We start from the raw sequence: 15,438 nt of genomic DNA, 5'->3' as shown, positions 1-15,438 counted from the left end.
ACTCCGGAAACCTCACGCGTGTGAGGCCCAGATGGTTTCACCGGGTGCGTAGGGGATACACGGCTGATACGCACCCGGTGTTTCCTTGTAGCGCATGGCCTGTGTGTATCCGATCTCCGAGGTGAAGAAGCCGAGCATGGTCAGCTCCTTCATCATGCGGAAATAGTGAGTGGGATCTTCCGCTTTCTTGCCGCGCATGTAGTCGTGCTGTTCCCGGTCGAGTTGCACGAGCACGGCATTGCGCTGCGTGGGAGTGGCTTCCATGAACGAGGTCTTGTGCAGCGTCTGGCAGGCCTCGTTCACGGTGGACATGCCGGCGCGGAAGATGGCCTGATCCGCCGGTGTATAACAATCGGTGACCATCACGGCCATGAAGGTGCCGGTGCCCGCGGCTTTGGCGCCGGGTGATTTGCCGGTGGTGGGCAGAATGGTGTCGGCGATCTCGTCGAGGAATGCCTGATCCTTCACGGTGAACGTGCCGATGGTACGGCCGGTGCCTCCCGTGGCGGTGCCATTGGCGGGCGCATCGCCCACGCAGGCATCGAGCAACGTGGTGCCACCGACGAATGCCGCGCCGCCCAGCAGCAGGCCCACGCGGCGGATCACCTCTCGGCGATCGATGCCTGCTGGCGGGGCCGGTTCGGCAGGTGACCGAGATGGGAGTCGGTCGGAGTCGTTGGTCATGATCGTCTCCTACAGATTGCGACGATTGAGTTCGTTCACGGCGAAGTCCGCAGCGCGTGCGGTGAGGGCCATGTACGTGAGCGACGGATTCACCGCGGAGGCGGAGGTCATGCACGAGCCATCCGTGACGAACACATTGAGCGCATCCCAGACCTGATTGTTGGCGTTGAGCACCGAGGTCTTCGGATCGCGTCCCATGCGGGCCGTGCCCATCTCGTGGATGCCCATGCCCGGGAAGTAGCCGTTGTCGAACGTGCGCACGTTTTTCGCGCCGCTGCTCTCGAACATCTCGGCCAGTTCGGTGGTCATGTCCTTCCGCATGAGCCGCTCGTTCTCGCCGATCTCACAATCGATCCTGAGCACGGGCAGTCCCCACTTGTCGCGCTTCGTTTCGTCGATCGTGATCATGTTGCGATGATCGGGGAGCATTTCCCCGAACGCCGTTGCGCCGATCGTCCAGCCACCGGGTTGTGCCATGGCGTCCTTGAACTCCCCGCCGATGCCGAGTTCCGCCACCGCCCGTTCCCATCCCTGCCGACTGGCGCTGCCCTGATACCCGAAGCCGCGCAGATACGGACGTTTGTCGCCGAAGAGATTCTGGAACCGCGGGATGTAGAATCCCGTCGGTCGACGGCCGTAGTAGTATTTGTCGTCGAACCCTTCCAGGGTGCCGCTGGCACCGAGCCGGAAGTGATGGTCCATGAGGTTGTGGCCAAGCTCACCGCTGGCGCTGCCCAGTCCACCGGGCCAGATGTCGCGCGCGGAGCGCATGAGCAGCCAGGTGCTGTTGAGTGTGGACGCGCACAGGAAGAAGATCTTGGCGCGATACTCGGTGGCTTCGTTGGTGAGCGCATCGACCACCCGCACACCGGCGACCCGTTTGGTGTCCTTGTCGTACACGAGTTCGTGCACGATGGCGTTGGTCTTGAGCGTGAGATTGCCGGTTTTGACCGCGGCCGGCAGCGTGGACGATTGGGTGCTGAAATAGGCGCCGAAAATGCAGCCCAGCCAGCAGGCATTGCGCGTCTGGCACTGGCCGCGTCCCGGCAGGGGCTGCGTGAGATTGGCGCTGCGTCCGATGATCAGATGGCGCTTGCCACCGTAGTTCTTTCGGATCTGCGTCGCGACATGTTCCTCGCCGCAGTTGAGCGGAAAACCGGGCAGGAATTCGCTGTCGGGAAGATGCGGCAATCCTTCGCGTGTGCCCTGGATGCCGGCATGCTTCTCGACGTACGAATACCAGGCCGCGATGTCCTTGTAGCGGATGGGCCAGTCCACGGCGATGCCTTCGCGCGCGTTGGCCTCGAAGTCGAAATCGCTCCAGCGGTACGACTGCCGACCCCACATGAGCGAACGACCGCCCACATGATAGCCGCGATACCAGTCGAAGCGTTTGGCCTCGGTGTACGGAGACTCCTTCTCGTTGACCCAGAAGCCGAGATTCTTTTCGTTGAGCGGATAGTCGCGACTGAGGACGGGATAGTCCTCGATCATCTGCTGGGTGCGCCCACCGCGGTGCGGATACTCCCACGGACCCTTGGTGGCATTGGGGTAGTCCTTGATGTGCTCGATGTTGCGTCCGCGTTCGAGCAGGAGGACTTTGAGCCCCTTTTCGGTGAGCTCCTTGGCGGCCCAGCCGCCGGAGATCCCGGAGCCGACGACGATGGCGTCGTACTCGGTGGTCTGTCGTGCCTGCACAATACCTCCTTGCGCGGAGAGGGTGGGGCATGCGTTCCGCGCAGTGCGTGAGGATCGGCTCGCAGGAAGAGGCGAGCCGAGGCTTCTTCTCTAGTATGCGTCCGGATCCCGGAGTGTGCACGGGAGGCGAGGCATGTCCGGAAACTTGACGCGGCCGGTTCCACGTTCAGGTTCGGTGACATGCGAATCTCCCAGCGTTTCACTCAGCATTCCGCGCGGCAGCGTCTGACTTGTGCCGTGCTCATCGCGACCATGGCCCTCGGGACCGGTTGCACCGTGTCGGAAGACACGGCTGCGGCCAATGCGGCGGCGAATGCCGCTGGTACCGTGTCGGGCGCCGATCCGGAGTTCATCCAGCCGGGCGGGCCGCCGGCGAACCCGTTCTCGCCGGCGGTGCGGGTGGGCAACCTCATCTTCGTTTCCGGCACGCTGGGGACGCTCCCCGACGGCAAGCTCGCGCCAGGCGGCATTCAGGCGGAGACGAAACAGTTGCTGGAGAACATCAAGGGCACGCTGGGCGCGGCCGGTGTGGGCATGGACCGTGTCGTGAAGTGCACGGTGTTTCTGGCGGATCTCGCGGAGTGGCCGGCCATGAACGAGGTGTACCGGCAGTACTTCACCAACGGGAAGTTTCCGGCGCGAGCGGCCGTGCAGGCGACGCTGCTGTTCGGGGCCAGAGTGGAGATGGAGTGCGTGGCGGCGCGGTAACGGCGGGTCAGAAGGTCAGAGGGTCAGACTTTCAGACGGGGTCAGAGGTCAGAGATCAGCCGGTCAGAACTGAGACGGCGATCGAATGATGAGAGATCAGACAACCACGAGGTCAGAGGTCTGAGCACTGACGGTCGAGGGGGTCGTGCGCGCCGCAGGCTACTAGCCAGGTGCCTGCAGGGCTCCTCGGGGAGCGAAGCGCCCCGCAAAACACCGAGCTTTCGCGTCAGCACCAACCTGCGGACGAAGTGCTCTGACCTCTCATCTCGTTGGTCATCTGATTTCTCATTGTTCTATCTCCGTCTCAGTTCTGGCCTACTGATCTCTGACTTCTGACCCCGTCTGAAAGTCTGACCATCGGTCCGCCCTATTCCTCCGAAGTCAGTCCGTCGAGGTTGTATCCCATCGCCTTGAGCTTGCCCGCCATCTCCTTCTTTTCGACGGACCTCACGAAGGCCTCTTCGGCTTCGATCGTCTTGTTGCGCACGAGACTGAGCAACGCGTCGTTCAGTGTTTCCATGCCGAGCCGACGATTCGTCTGGATGATGTTCGGGATCTGCACCGTCTTGCCTTCGCGGATGAGCGCGCTGACGGCCTTGTTGACCAGCAGGATCTCGCGCGCGGCCACGCGTCCGCCGCCGATCTTGCGGCACAGCGTCTGGGACACCACGCCCTTCAGTGATTCGGAGAGCATGACGCGGATCTGATCCTGGCGATCGGCCGGGAACTGATCGACGATGCGATTGATCGTGGAGGCCGCCGTGCTGGTGTGCAGGGTGCCGAAGACCAGGTGACCGGTTTCCGCCGTTTCGAGCGCGATGGCGATGGTCTCGAGATCGCGGAGCTCGCCCACCAGCACGATGTCGGGATCCTCACGCAGGGCCGCGCGCAACGCGCTCTTGAACGACTGCGTGTGCACGCCCACCTGACGTTGCGTGATCAGACACTTCTTGCTCTGGTGCACGAACTCGATGGGGTCTTCGATCGTGATGATGTGATCGGACCGTGTACGATTGATGAGATCGACGAGCGCGCAGAGCGTGGTGGACTTGCCGGAGCCGGTGGGACCGGTGACGAGCACCAATCCCTTCGTGAGGTGACAGAGCTGCTGCACCTCGGGGGAGATGCCCATCTGCTCCACCGTCACGGTCCCCGTGGCAATGGTGCGGATCACGGCGGCCACCCCTTTGCGGTCGCGCAACACGTTGACGCGGAAACGGGAGACGTCGGCGATCTCGTGGGCGAAGTCGGTGTCCCAGTTGCCGTCGAATTCCGCTTTGTTCTTGTCGGGCATGATGGCCCACAGCATGCCCGACACGGTGGGGTCGTCGAGCACACTCTCTCCCTCGATGCGCACGAGATCGCCGCCCAGTCGCAGGATGGGCGGCTCTCCCACACGCAGATGCAGATCGGCCGCGCCGCGACGGACCTGTTCACGGAGCAGGCGGTCGATCGCTTCGCGCGCCGTCGTCTCGTTTTCGAAGGACCCGAACGGTTTGTCGGACGCGCGACGACGGAGATGGCGCGTTCCTTCGGGAACGTTGGGATCCGAGGGGCCGGGCTTGTCCACCCACTGTCTGATGCGGATGCGCAGAGGCGCGTCCGCCTCCTGTTGCACCAGCCACTGCTTGTCGTTCCAGCGATACAGGAAACGAATGCCGGTTCCTGCGGCCACGGCGGGTTTGTCATCGGGGCCCGCCATCTCGTGCACGAGCGCGAGTGCCTGCGCGCGCGTGAGGACCTGCGCACTGACCGGCTGCAATCCGCTGGGCGTGACGCAGTGAATGGAGGTATCCGCTTCGAGCACGATCTGCGAAGCCGCACCGGCTTCGATGCGGGACAGGACACGGTCGAGTTGAGGCACGCTATCACACTGATGGCAAGAGTTTCCGAGCATGGCCCCGGGCGCGCGTTTTGTGACTGGCACGACGCAACGGGCCGAGGAGAGGACGAACGACCCCCCGCCGGGGGCACGAGTCGGGATAGCACGGGCGGGAGAGGCGGGTGGCAGGGGAATGGCGTCCATGCATTCACGCCGTTCCCGGCGCGATTCGTTGCCGAACCGAAGACGCGCCGGGACGAAGTCGTGAGACGGTCGTGTCGTGCTGGCCCGAGACTGGGAGGCGTCCCGCATGGTCGTCACCACCCGTCAGTGAAACGAGCCGAGAAGAAATGCCCGCGACGATCCTGTCCCACCAGGCGCTGGTCCTGCCGCTCAAGATGCGCTGGCCGCATCGCTTTTCCGGTCTGGCATTGTGCATCGGCAGCATGGCTCCCGATCTCGAATTCATCGGGCGCATGTCACACGACTGGCTCTTCAGTCACACACTGACGGCACAGGTGTGGTTCACCGTGCCGGTGACCCTGCTGCTCGTGTGGTTGCTCACCGCCGTGCTGCTTCCGGCACTGGTGCCCTATCTTCGCGACCATCCCGACTGGCGACTGCACGATCTGCTGGCATTGCGCGCGCCGGTGACCTGGCAGGACTGGGGATCGGTGGCATTCTCCGGATGGCTCGGCGGGGTGAGCCATGTCGTGCTCGATGGCATCACGCATGGCAATCACAGCGGCTGGCTGGTGCCATGGTTTCCCGTGTTGCGTACGTCGGTGCCGCATTTCGGCGGACCGGTGCCGTTGCACGATGCTCTCCAATGCTGGCTGACGATCGGATTCGCGGTGTTGTCGCTGCGCTGGTGGCGGCGCATCGCGCGTGAACGGTTGTTGTGGTCGTGGCGCGGCACCTCGGCGTGGACACCTCCGCGTCAATGTCGAACGGTCGCCTATCGACTGCTGGCGATGGTGGCCATCGCCGCGGGAACCGGGGTCGTCATCGGTGGTGTCTTCGTCGCGCGGGAGAGTGGCAAGGCAGCGGCCGCCGCGATGGCGTTCGGGGCACTCGATGTGGTGTTCGTGGCGCTGATCGTTGCGGCCACCATCCTCCGACGGCGCCGGAATACGGATCACCACGCATCAGATGCCACCCATCATGTCATGGTTTCCGCCGGCATGACCGCCGGTTGACGAGCGATGGCTGAGCCGGTGTGGCCGGAGTGGCGTGGCTCCGCGCTGGACGATATATGTCGGCCATGCCTACCACCGCCGCTCGCCTCTCCGTCTTCACGGAATCGGTCATCCGTGGGACCACGCGCCTCGCCAATCAGTACGGCGCCATCAATCTGTCGCAGGGGTTTCCCGACTTCGATCCGCCGGAAGTGCTGCTGTCCGGACTCGAGCGTGCGGCCCGCGGCCCGAACCATCAGTATGCCGTGACATGGGGGGCGCCGGCCTTCCGTCAGGCGCTCGGGCGCAAGATCTCGCGCTTCACCGGACTCGAGGTGGATCCGGATCAGCATCTCGTGGTCACCTGCGGCAGCACCGAAGCGATGATGGTGGCGATGATGACGGCCTGCAATCCGGGGGACAAGGTCATCGTCTTCTCGCCGTTCTACGAGAACTATGCGGCGGATGCGATTCTGTCGGGCGCCGAGCCCATTTATGTGCCACTGCATCCACCGGGCTTCGGGTTCGACGAGGACGATCTCGCGAAGGCCTTCGCACAGAAGCCCAAGGCGATCGTGGTGTGCAATCCGTCGAATCCGAGCGGGAAGGTGTTCACCCGCGACGAACTGCTCACCATTCTGAAGTACGCCGAGCAGTACGATGCCTGGGTGATCACGGACGAGCCGTACGAGCATATCGTGTATGCCCCGCACGAGCACGTGTATTTCAACACGCTGCCGGGTGCGTTCGAGCGTACGATCACCTGCAATTCGTTGTCGAAGACGTATTCGATCACCGGCTGGCGTCTGGGGTATGTGCACGCACCGGCGTCGGTGATCGCGCAGGCGCGCAAGGTGCACGATTTCCTGACCGTGGGGGCCGCGGCGCCGCTGCAGGATGCCGCGGTGGGCGCGCTCGACCTCCCCGACTCGTACTACCACGAGCTCACGGCGCTGTACACGAAGAAGCGCGACGTTTTCCTGGAGATCCTGCGGGGCACCGGGTTGCCGTTCACCGAACCGCAGGGCGCGTACTACGTCATGGTGGACATCAGTGCCTTGGGATTTGCCGACGACACGGCCGCCTCGGAGTGGTTGATCAAGGAGATCGGCGTGGCGGGTGTACCGGGATCCAGCTTCTTCCGTGAACCCGTGCGCCATCTCATTCGTTTCCACTTCGCCAAGCGTGAGGAAACGCTGCGGGCGTTCGGGGAACGGTTGGAGAAGTTGGAGACGCGGATACAGGCGGGGCGGTAGGCAGGAAGAGCGGTGGGTTCCGGGTTTACGGTCTGGAGATGAACTGCCGGGTAACGGGTCTCGTGACCCGGGACTCGCATCCCACAACCCGGTTGTTCCACTCCACACCGTGAACCCACGACCCCAAACCGATCCGCGGTTCACCCCGAACCCGGCTCCCCAATACCCGAAACCCGCCGATAGTATCGCCTGACAGGGTCCGGCAGCGGCGCCGCGAGTGCGGCTTCCCAATACGTTCGCGCTTCATCGGAGCAGCCGGCGCGTGTCAGCAGTGTGGCCACCGTGGCCTGCCATTCGGGCCAGCGTCGCACGGTCTCCGGCAAGACATGAGCCTCGGCCAGTGCCGTGGTCACCTCCCCGGATTCGGCGATGGCCATGAGACGGGCGAGTTGCGCCACGGGTGACGGCGCGATGCGCAGCAGGCGATCGTAGGCGTCCACGATCATGCGCCACGGCGTATCGGCGAACGTGGGCGCCGTGGCGTGGGCCATCGCGATCTCGGCTTCCACGTGGTAGCGGCTGAGATGATCGCCCGCCGCGGAGCGGGCAAATGCACGGACACCACGCGCGATCGAGGCACGGTCCCACCGTGAACGATCCTGTTCGGCCAGGGGTACGGGCGTGCCGTCCGCGGACCGCGTGGACAGACGTGCGGCATTGAGCAGCATGAGGGCCAGCAGCGCCTGACCGGCGGGGGTGTTCGTCACCGGCCAGCGCAACAGCTGATACACGAGATGAATGGCCTCGCCACACAACTCGGGACGCACCAACAGCTCACCGTCGGTGGCGAGATGCCCCTCGGCAAAAATCGCGTAACACACAGCGTGCACATCGTCGAGCCGGTTCGGCAGTTCCGCGGGCGAGGGCACGACAAACGACGTGCGGACGCCGCGCAGCGTGCGCTTGGCGCGCACGAGACGCTGGGCGACGGCGGTGGAATCGGCACGGAGCAGACGCGCGATTTCGGCGACGCTGAACTGCGCCACGCACTTCAGCGTGAGCGCCACACGGGACTCGGCCGACAGCGCGGGATGACAGCACAGAAAGAGCAGCCGGAGCTGATCGTCGGCCAGTGGGGCGATCTCGAGCTGGTCGTCCGTATCGACATCCGGCGGACTCACGGCGGAGGCCAGTGCCGCGGCGACAGTGTCGGGCGATGGTTCGAGACGATGTTCCGCGCGCAGACGATCGAGATACCGGCGACGGGCCACCTGGACCAGCCACGCCATGGCGTCCCGCGGAGCGCCGGCCACCGGCCAGCTCCGGGCCGCCGCCACGAAGGCATCCTGCGCCGCATCTTCGATACGATCGAGCTGTCCGGTACCATACTGCCGGACCAGGATGGCGGTGAGACGGGCGGCGGCATCGCGGAATCCCCGTGGACCGGCCAGCAGGCGGGCTGTTTCTCCGGCATCCGCCGAGGTCGAATCGGCTGTCGATGTCGATTCCGGATGTGATCCGGAGTCCTCTGGATACCGCGGCATGATCACCGGGGAATCCACCCCGTCATCCGATCCCATGCCGTGTCCCTCCTTCATGCGGAGTCTCTCATGTCGTTGTTCATGCTGCTGCTGGCCGATGATCCCACGGAATTCGCCGATCTCTCACCGGCGGAGCTGCAGGCCGTCATCGCCCGGTACAGTGCCTGGTCAGAGGATATGGCCGCGCAGGGACGTCTGCGTGGCGGTCACAAGCTGTGCGACGAAGGCGGGAAGATCCTGCGCCGCGAAGGAGACGCCCTCGTCGTGCGGGACGGTCCGTACGCGGAAGTGCGGGAGATCGTATCGGGGTATTTCCTGATCGAGGCGGCCGACTACGCCGACGCGGAGGCGATTGCACGCACCTGTCCTCATGCGGCATCGCGTGGCTCGATCACGATCCGCGAAATCGAGTCCATGGAAAACCCGTGATCTGCGGTGCTCCGCGCACCGCACTCGCGACCCATCCGCGATTCATCCGCGATTCATGATGGTCCGCGTTGCAGGCGCAGGATGAACTCCGATCCTCCGCCTTCCCGCGGCTGATACAGCACATCTCCCCCCTGCGCCCGCGCAAACGTGCGGGCGATGGAGAGCCCCATCCCCATGTGGGTATTCACCGGGGATGCTCCATCGCTGCGCACGGGCCGGCGCAGGGGGGCAAAGATGCGATCCACCTGATCCGGCGGCAGGCCGGGCCCACGATCGGCCACCACGAGATCCACGGTCGTGGCGCCTTCGCGCACGAGCAGATCGATGGGCTGATCGGGCGGGGCGTAGCGCGTCGCATTCTGCAGGAGGTTGCCGAGCACCTGATTGACGAGTGTGGCATCGCAGGAGACCGTCACGCGCTGGGACGACGCCGGCAGGCGCACGATGCGTGTCACGAGCAGACCCGCAGAGGAACGCAGTGCAGTCTGCAATACGAGATCGGCGTCGTGCGATTCGAGCTGCAGTGCCGGAGCCTCCCCCGCTTTGGCGAAGCGCTGCAAGGTGACGAGAAACTCCCCCAGGCGACGCGCCTCGCCGCTCACGCGCTCGAGCGCGTCGGCGCTCGCGAACCCCGAGGCGGGATCGGAGAGCAGGGCCAGCGTCGCCACCGGAGAGCGCAGATCGTGTGCCACGGAATTGAGCAGGGCGTTCTTGAGACGATCGGCCTCGACGAGCACGCGCGCCGCGGAGGCTTCGCGTTCGAGTTGCAGACGCTCCAGACTCAGGCGCTCCACTTCGATGGTGCGTTCGCGCGCCAGACGCGCCGCACGCTGCAGGTTCACGAACAGTTGTGACACGAGCAGTCCGGCCGTCGCAAAACCCACGAGGATCAGCCAGTCGAGCTCCCGGGTGCTGCCGAACTGGTACAGTGGCGGGACAAAAAGCCAGTCGATGGTGACGTAACAGAGAAGCACCATCACGATGGACAGTGCGCGTCCGCCTTCGCGGCTGGCGCCGATGATCAGCAGCAGGTAGATGAGGATGCCATGCGCCACCCGGACCTCGGGCTGGCCGGCCACCCGACCAACCAGAAGGGTGACCACCAGATACAGCGTGAGCCATCGCGCCCACACCTGCCAGCGCTGCGAAGGATCGGCCCAACGGGTCACCCGTGCGGGAGTCACCGGATCACAGGGGCACGTTGAAGCGATAGCCGACGCCGGGCTCGGTCACGATCAGGCGTGGCATGGAGGCATCGGGTTCGATCTTCCGGCGGAGATGGGTGATGTGCACACGCACATGCGTGGCGTAGTCCCCGAACTCGCGGGCCCAGACCAGATCCCACAGCTGGCGTGGTGACAGCGGGCGCCCCACGTGCAGCACGAGCGTCCGGAGCAGCGACCATTCTGTGGGCGTCAGCCGCTGCAAGGTCCCATGTCGGACGACCCGCTGCTGTTGCAGGTCGATCTCGACACCATCGACCGTGATCAGCGACCAGGCGCGCGATGCATGCGACATCGCTGCCCGTCGCAACTGTCCGCGGACGCGCGCCTGCAGTTCCGCCGCACCGCAGGGCTTGCTGATGAAATCGTCGGCCCCGGCGTCGAGCATGGCCACCTTGGCGTCTTCGTCGTCCCGGCCCGACAGCACGATGATGGGGACATCGGTGACGACGCGGAGCTGCTGCAGCAGTTGCGACCCGTCGCCATCGGGCAGACCGAGATCGAGCAGCACCAGCTCGGGGGACACGTGGGCACACTCACGAACGGCTTCGGCCAGTGAACTCGCGGTTCGTACCTGACGACACATCGTGCCCAGTGTCAGCGCGAGCGTTTCGCGCAGCACATCGTCGTCTTCGACCACGAGCAGCGTGTCCGGATCGGGCCATTCGGCGATAGGCGTACGGGCCATGCGACCGTGTGGATGGGAGTGCTAAGGAAGTATTAAAGCAGGGGTGAGATGCTGCCGCTCGATGATGAAACTGTCGAGCCTTGGAGCCATCCAAGACAACGTAACGCAACGCAACGTAACGCTCTCGCCCGCACCATGACACGTACCAACACGACCGGGACCGTTCCCGTCACGGTCGTCATTCCGACGCTCAACGAGGAGGATCGCCTCCCCGCCTGTCTGCTTTCCATCTGGTGGGCATCGGAGATCATCGTGGCCGATGCCGGTTCGACGGACCGTACGCTCGATATCGCCCGACGGTTCGGCGCCGTCGTCCTCGAAGGATGCGGTCCGACCATCGCCGATCAGAAAAATGCGGCGATCGCCCGCGCCAGTCATCGCTGGGTGCTCTCCGTGGATGCGGATGAGCGCGCTTCCGACGAACTGGCGAGTGAGATCGCGGCGGTGGTGGTAGCCCCCGAGGCCGACGCGTACCGCATCCAGATGCGCAATCGATACCTGGGCGCGCCCTATGAACTGGGCGGATGGTCACGCGACTGGCACATCCGTCTCTATCGATCGTCGGCCCGATGGATACCGCAGCGGGTGCACGAGCGACTCGACGTCGCGGGACAGGTGGCGGACCTTCGTGCCCGGCTGGAACACGAGTCGTATCGTGACCTCGCGCATCAACTGGAAAAGGGTCATCGCTACGCCGTATGGGGCGCGCAGGATCTCGCCGCGTCGGGACGTCGCGTGCGGGTGAGCGACGTGGCGGTCAGGCCCGCCTGGCGGTTTTTCAAGACCTACCTGCTGGAAGGGATGTGGCGGGAAGGCATGCGCGGATTCGTCTTTGCCGCGGTGCATGCCTGGTGCGGGTTTGCCAAGTACGCGTTGCTGTGGGATGAGCAGCGCAAGCAGCGGGCGACGGCGGCGGCGGCGCTCATCGAGACGACGCTCGAGACGCCCATTCCCACCGCCCTCTGAAGGACCGTGTGAACATGTGGATTCCCGCGCTCTGCTATCACCGCATCGAAGTCCCGCCGTCCTCGGCCGCGGGTGATACCAATTTTGTCCGGCCGGACACGTTCGCGGGGCAGATGGATTGGCTGGCGCGGATGGGATACACGGGCGTGACCATCCGCCGGATCCTCGCCTGGCAGCGTGGCGAACAGACCCTGCCGGCCCGCCCCGTGGCCATCACTTTCGACGATGCCTACGAGAGTGTGGTGACGCATGCGCTCCCCTGTCTCGCGACTCACGGCTGGCCGTGTACCGTCTACGCGGTGAGCGCCTATCTCGGTGATCGCAATCGCTGGGATCCGGCCGCACCGCCGGCGCGTCTGCTCGATGGGGCGGCCCTGCGCGCGCTGCTGCAGGCCGGACACGACGTGGGCGCGCACACCCGTCATCATCGCCGTGTGCGCGGACTCGATGGGGTGACGGCCCACGAAGAACTGGCCGGTTCCCGTGAGGATCTCGAACAGGCGCTCGGTGCGCCCTGCGAAAGCGTGGCGTTCCCCTACGGATCGCATGACCGGCTCACGGTGCAGCGGACGCGCGAGGCGGGATTCGCCGGTGCGGTTACGCTCAAGCGGCGCGCCATCCGGCGACGCTCCGACCCACTGCGTCTGGGACGCATGAGCGTGGGCGGACCGCTGTCGCTCACGCACTTCGCTCTCAAGTTCGCCAAGCTGCAGCTCACGCCTTCTCTCGTCTGACACGCGCCTTCGTCAGAGACGTTCTTCCCGCCAGCGCTCCGCTCCTTCTCCCACCTCCCCTCCGTCATGTCCTCCCGTCTGTCGTCGGCATCGGCCCATCCCGCGGTCGGAACGGATCCGCAGGCCTTACCGTGGCGCGCCCGTCTGGCCCGTGCGGTACGCCGGGCGTTGCACATGGATCGCGAACGACGGTGGAATACCGAGTATGCCTCGGGGGGGTGGGACTGGCTCCGCAATCTCGACGAGCGCGCGCATCACAGTGTGCTCGCGGGGTATGCCGCGTATCTCAAGCCCGGTGGATCGTTGCTCGACGTGGGCTGTGGGGAAGGCGTGTTTCAGGAGCAGCTGCGCGGTGCGGTGGCCTGTTACCTGGGTGTGGACTTCGAAGAACCCATCCAGCGCGCCCAGGCGAAGGCGAATGCCGTCACACGATTCGTGGTGGGGGACATGAACGAATTCACCACCACCGAGCGATTCGACATCATCGTATTCAACGAGAGCATCTACTACCTGCACGACACCCTGGCCGGTGTGCGACGTTACGAGTCGATGCTTGCCTCCGACGGAGTCCTGCTCGTCTCGATGCACGGCAAGGAACGCAATGACGCCTTGTGGGCCGCGCTCGACACGCGCTACACGACACTCGATCGTGTGACCATCACCAATGCCCGCGACGTCCGCTGGACCGTGAAGGCGATGGTGCCTCACGGCAGCACTTTCCAGATGGCAACGCAGGCGCCCTGAGCGTGTGATGTCCCCGGGGCGCCCGCGTTCGGTTCAGGCCGCGGGCGCCTCGAGGGTGGCGAGGTCGATCACGAAGCGGTACTTCACGTCCGAGCGGAGCATGCGTTCGTAGGCCTGATTCACATCAGCGGCCGCGATACGTTCGATGTCGGCGGTGATGCCATGAGCGCCGCAGAAATCGAGCATCTCCTGGGTTTCGGCGATGCCGCCGATGAGCGATCCCGCGAGTGCGCGCCGTTTGCCGATGAACGTGAATGCCGCCGGCATGGGGTGCGCTTCCGGCGAGACACCCACCAGGCACAGCGTGCCGTCCAGACGCAGCAGACGCATCTCGGCTTCGATGTCGTGTGGCGCGCTGACCGTGTCGATGATGAGGTCGAGTGTATTGCGATGCGCGCGCATGGCCGCGGCATCACCGGCCACGATCACATCGTGAGCGCCGAGGCGTCTGGCATCGGCCACCTTCGAGGCGGAGGAGGTCAACACGGTCACTTCCGCGCCGAGCGCGGCGGCGAGCTTGACGGCCATGTGTCCGAGCCCCCCGATGCCCACCACGCCCACCCGCTTGCCGGGCCCGATCTTCCAGTGACGGAGTGGCGACCACGTGGTGATGCCCGCGCAGAGCAGGGGCGCGACCGCTGCCGGATCGAGGTTCTCCGGGACACGCAACACGAAGTCTTCCGTCACCACGATGGTCGTGGAGTAGCCACCCTGCGTGGGGCGTCCGGTTTCCTTCTCCACACCGCCATACGTGCCGGTGTTGCCTTCGGTGCAGTACTGCTCGAGACCGGCCTGGCACGGCTCGCAGGTGCGACAGCTGTCCACCATGCATCCCACGCCGACCAGCTCGCCGACGCGCCATTTGCGGACATCAGGCCCCACGGCCACGACCCGTCCCACGATCTCATGGCCAGGCACCTGGGGATAGGTGATGCCGCCCCACTCACCGCGCACGGTGTGCAGATCGGAGTGGCAGATGCCGCAGAAGAGAATCTGGATCTGGACATCACGGGGGCCGGGCGTGCGGCGTTCGAAACGCCAGGGGCCCAATGGGCCGGCCGCGTCGAAGGCGGCGATACCGAGTGCAGGGATCATACCCGAAAGCTGGGGGTGGTACCGGTGCATGCAACCCTTTCGGCCCTCGATGCGTCAAATGGGCATCGCTGAGCGCCAGTTGTCTCCGGAGGTTCCCCCCATGCGCCGCACGCTCGCTCTCCTCATCACCATCACCGCGCTGACCGTGTCGACGGCTTGCTCGCGCCCCGCGCGGCTGACGCAGCCGCTCGAGCGCGATCAGCTGTACAGCCGCATGATGGGCGAATGGCAGGGCACGCTCGAAGTGCCCGACAGTGTGCTGGGGGTGCGCGTGAAGCGGCAGACGAAGCTCACGGTGCTGCCGGCGCCGGACAGGGACGGGCTCGAGCTGCAGTTCCGCTATGAGGACCCCAGCGGACACGTGGCCACGCGCATCGATCATCTCCATTTCGACGGCCCGATGGCCACGGCGCGCTGGGGAAACAGCTCGGCTCGCTGGCATCAGGCTTTCGATGTCGTTGCCCGGGATGGCGGCCGGAATGGACTGCCGCTGCATCTGGTGCTGGAGAGCACGGACAGTCTGCCCGAGGGGGAGCTCCGGGCGCGGCAGCGGGAGACGTTCGTGGTGAGCGCCGGTGAAGTGCGGCTGCTCAACGAGGAGTGGGTGGACGACGAGACCTTCGCGTTCCGCCATGCCTATGTGCTCAGGCGGGCCGAGTAGCGACATTTCAGAAGGGATTCGCGAGGCGGCATGGCCCGGATTCCCGATGTCGTTCCTCAGAGGGGTGTGTT

Annotated in this window: 15 protein-coding genes; 8 read left to right on the top strand and 7 right to left on the bottom strand. The window is 65.2% G+C overall.

Annotated elements, in window-relative coordinates:
- Positions 1-12: 12 nt before the first annotated feature.
- Complete coding sequence (locus WG208_RS04020; RefSeq protein WP_337170043.1) at positions 13-684, bottom strand: gluconate 2-dehydrogenase subunit 3 family protein; 672 nt, start codon at positions 682-684, stop codon at positions 13-15.
- 9 nt (positions 685-693) lie between these two features.
- A complete protein-coding gene (locus WG208_RS04015; RefSeq protein ID WP_337170042.1) occupies positions 694-2,382 on the bottom strand; it encodes a GMC family oxidoreductase in 1,689 nt (562 codons plus the stop codon).
- A 180-nt stretch (positions 2,383-2,562) separates the two neighbouring features.
- Between WG208_RS04015 and WG208_RS04010 the strand changes: the two genes are divergently transcribed.
- Positions 2,563-3,090 carry a RidA family protein gene (locus WG208_RS04010; RefSeq protein ID WP_337170041.1) on the top strand — a complete coding sequence of 176 codons (528 nt, stop codon included), beginning with the start codon at positions 2,563-2,565 and terminating at the stop codon, positions 3,088-3,090.
- A 367-nt stretch (positions 3,091-3,457) separates the two neighbouring features.
- Here WG208_RS04010 and WG208_RS04005 read toward each other — a convergent pair whose 3' ends face one another.
- Positions 3,458-4,954 carry a type IV pilus twitching motility protein PilT gene (locus WG208_RS04005; RefSeq protein WP_337170040.1) on the bottom strand — a complete coding sequence of 499 codons (1,497 nt, stop codon included), beginning with the start codon at positions 4,952-4,954 and terminating at the stop codon, positions 3,458-3,460.
- Between the two features lie 308 nt (positions 4,955-5,262).
- Here WG208_RS04005 and WG208_RS04000 point away from each other — a divergent pair, with 308 nt between their 5' ends.
- Together WG208_RS04000 and WG208_RS03995 are read left to right on the top strand one after the other, a co-directional pair.
- Positions 5,263-6,111, top strand: coding sequence for a DUF4184 family protein (locus WG208_RS04000; RefSeq protein WP_337170039.1), 849 nt, complete (start codon positions 5,263-5,265; stop codon positions 6,109-6,111).
- Positions 6,112-6,176: 65 nt separating this feature from the next.
- The gene (locus WG208_RS03995) at positions 6,177-7,346 is read left to right on the top strand and encodes a pyridoxal phosphate-dependent aminotransferase (protein WP_345786961.1); all 1,170 of its coding nucleotides are present in this window, start codon (positions 6,177-6,179) and stop codon (positions 7,344-7,346) included.
- A 140-nt stretch (positions 7,347-7,486) separates the two neighbouring features.
- Here the strand turns inward: WG208_RS03995 and WG208_RS03990 are convergent, their stop codons facing one another.
- Positions 7,487-8,884, bottom strand: coding sequence for a DUF6596 domain-containing protein (locus tag WG208_RS03990; RefSeq protein ID WP_337170037.1), 1,398 nt, complete (start codon positions 8,882-8,884; stop codon positions 7,487-7,489).
- A 12-nt stretch (positions 8,885-8,896) separates the two neighbouring features.
- Between WG208_RS03990 and WG208_RS03985 the strand changes: the two genes are divergently transcribed.
- Positions 8,897-9,256, top strand: coding sequence for a YciI family protein (locus tag WG208_RS03985; RefSeq protein ID WP_337170036.1), 360 nt, complete (start codon positions 8,897-8,899; stop codon positions 9,254-9,256).
- A gap of 53 nt (positions 9,257-9,309) precedes the next feature.
- On the opposite strand, the gene WG208_RS03980 is transcribed toward WG208_RS03985, so the two are convergent.
- Both WG208_RS03980 and WG208_RS03975 read right to left on the bottom strand, forming a co-directional pair.
- Positions 9,310-10,440: an ATP-binding protein gene (locus tag WG208_RS03980; protein ID WP_337170035.1), complete on the bottom strand. Its 1,131-nt coding sequence runs from the start codon at positions 10,438-10,440 to the stop codon at positions 9,310-9,312.
- A 4-nt stretch (positions 10,441-10,444) separates the two neighbouring features.
- On the bottom strand, positions 10,445-11,167 hold the full coding sequence (locus tag WG208_RS03975) for a response regulator transcription factor (protein ID WP_337170034.1): 723 nt from the start codon (positions 11,165-11,167) through the stop codon (positions 10,445-10,447).
- 135 nt (positions 11,168-11,302) lie between these two features.
- Here WG208_RS03975 and WG208_RS03970 point away from each other — a divergent pair, with 135 nt between their 5' ends.
- The 3 genes from WG208_RS03970 (at position 11,303) to WG208_RS03960 (ending at position 13,611) form a co-directional block, all read left to right on the top strand.
- A complete protein-coding gene (locus WG208_RS03970; protein WP_337170033.1) occupies positions 11,303-12,133 on the top strand; it encodes a glycosyltransferase family 2 protein in 831 nt (276 codons plus the stop codon).
- Between the two features lie 14 nt (positions 12,134-12,147).
- Complete coding sequence (locus WG208_RS03965; protein WP_337170032.1) at positions 12,148-12,867, top strand: polysaccharide deacetylase family protein; 720 nt, start codon at positions 12,148-12,150, stop codon at positions 12,865-12,867.
- Positions 12,868-12,933: 66 nt separating this feature from the next.
- On the top strand, positions 12,934-13,611 hold the full coding sequence (locus WG208_RS03960) for a methyltransferase domain-containing protein (protein ID WP_337170031.1): 678 nt from the start codon (positions 12,934-12,936) through the stop codon (positions 13,609-13,611).
- 33 nt (positions 13,612-13,644) lie between these two features.
- On the opposite strand, the gene WG208_RS03955 is transcribed toward WG208_RS03960, so the two are convergent.
- A complete protein-coding gene (locus WG208_RS03955; RefSeq protein WP_337170030.1) occupies positions 13,645-14,706 on the bottom strand; it encodes an NAD(P)-dependent alcohol dehydrogenase in 1,062 nt (353 codons plus the stop codon).
- Positions 14,707-14,806: 100 nt separating this feature from the next.
- Here WG208_RS03955 and WG208_RS03950 point away from each other — a divergent pair, with 100 nt between their 5' ends.
- Positions 14,807-15,367: a hypothetical protein gene (locus WG208_RS03950; protein ID WP_337170029.1), complete on the top strand. Its 561-nt coding sequence runs from the start codon at positions 14,807-14,809 to the stop codon at positions 15,365-15,367.
- Positions 15,368-15,438 lie beyond the last annotated feature (71 nt).

Origin of the sequence: Gemmatimonas aurantiaca, assembly GCF_037190085.1 — a bacterium.
Taxonomy (GTDB): Bacteria; Gemmatimonadota; Gemmatimonadetes; order Gemmatimonadales; family Gemmatimonadaceae; genus Gemmatimonas; species Gemmatimonas aurantiaca_A.
Note: the sequence above shows the minus strand (reverse complement) of the source record. Positions and strands in the feature narration are given on the sequence as shown.

Bases quoted from the DNA above. Each gene is read 5' to 3' on its own strand.
- WG208_RS03975 (WP_337170034.1), bottom strand. From the start codon at position 11,167: ATGGCCCGTACGCCTATCGCCGAATGGCCCGATCCGGACACGCTGCTC.
- WG208_RS04010 (WP_337170041.1), top strand. From the start codon at position 2,563: ATGCGAATCTCCCAGCGTTTCACTCAGCATTCCGCGCGGCAGCGTCTG.
- WG208_RS03965 (WP_337170032.1), top strand. From the start codon at position 12,148: ATGTGGATTCCCGCGCTCTGCTATCACCGCATCGAAGTCCCGCCGTCC.
- WG208_RS03950 (WP_337170029.1), top strand. From the start codon at position 14,807: ATGCGCCGCACGCTCGCTCTCCTCATCACCATCACCGCGCTGACCGTG.
- WG208_RS03970 (WP_337170033.1), top strand. From the start codon at position 11,303: ATGACACGTACCAACACGACCGGGACCGTTCCCGTCACGGTCGTCATT.
- WG208_RS03960 (WP_337170031.1), top strand. From the start codon at position 12,934: ATGTCCTCCCGTCTGTCGTCGGCATCGGCCCATCCCGCGGTCGGAACG.
- WG208_RS03995 (WP_345786961.1), top strand. From the start codon at position 6,177: ATGCCTACCACCGCCGCTCGCCTCTCCGTCTTCACGGAATCGGTCATC.
- WG208_RS04000 (WP_337170039.1), top strand. From the start codon at position 5,263: ATGCCCGCGACGATCCTGTCCCACCAGGCGCTGGTCCTGCCGCTCAAG.
- WG208_RS03985 (WP_337170036.1), top strand. From the start codon at position 8,897: ATGTCGTTGTTCATGCTGCTGCTGGCCGATGATCCCACGGAATTCGCC.
- WG208_RS03990 (WP_337170037.1), bottom strand. From the start codon at position 8,884: ATGAAGGAGGGACACGGCATGGGATCGGATGACGGGGTGGATTCCCCG.
- WG208_RS03955 (WP_337170030.1), bottom strand. From the start codon at position 14,706: ATGATCCCTGCACTCGGTATCGCCGCCTTCGACGCGGCCGGCCCATTG.
- WG208_RS04020 (WP_337170043.1), bottom strand. From the start codon at position 684: ATGACCAACGACTCCGACCGACTCCCATCTCGGTCACCTGCCGAACCG.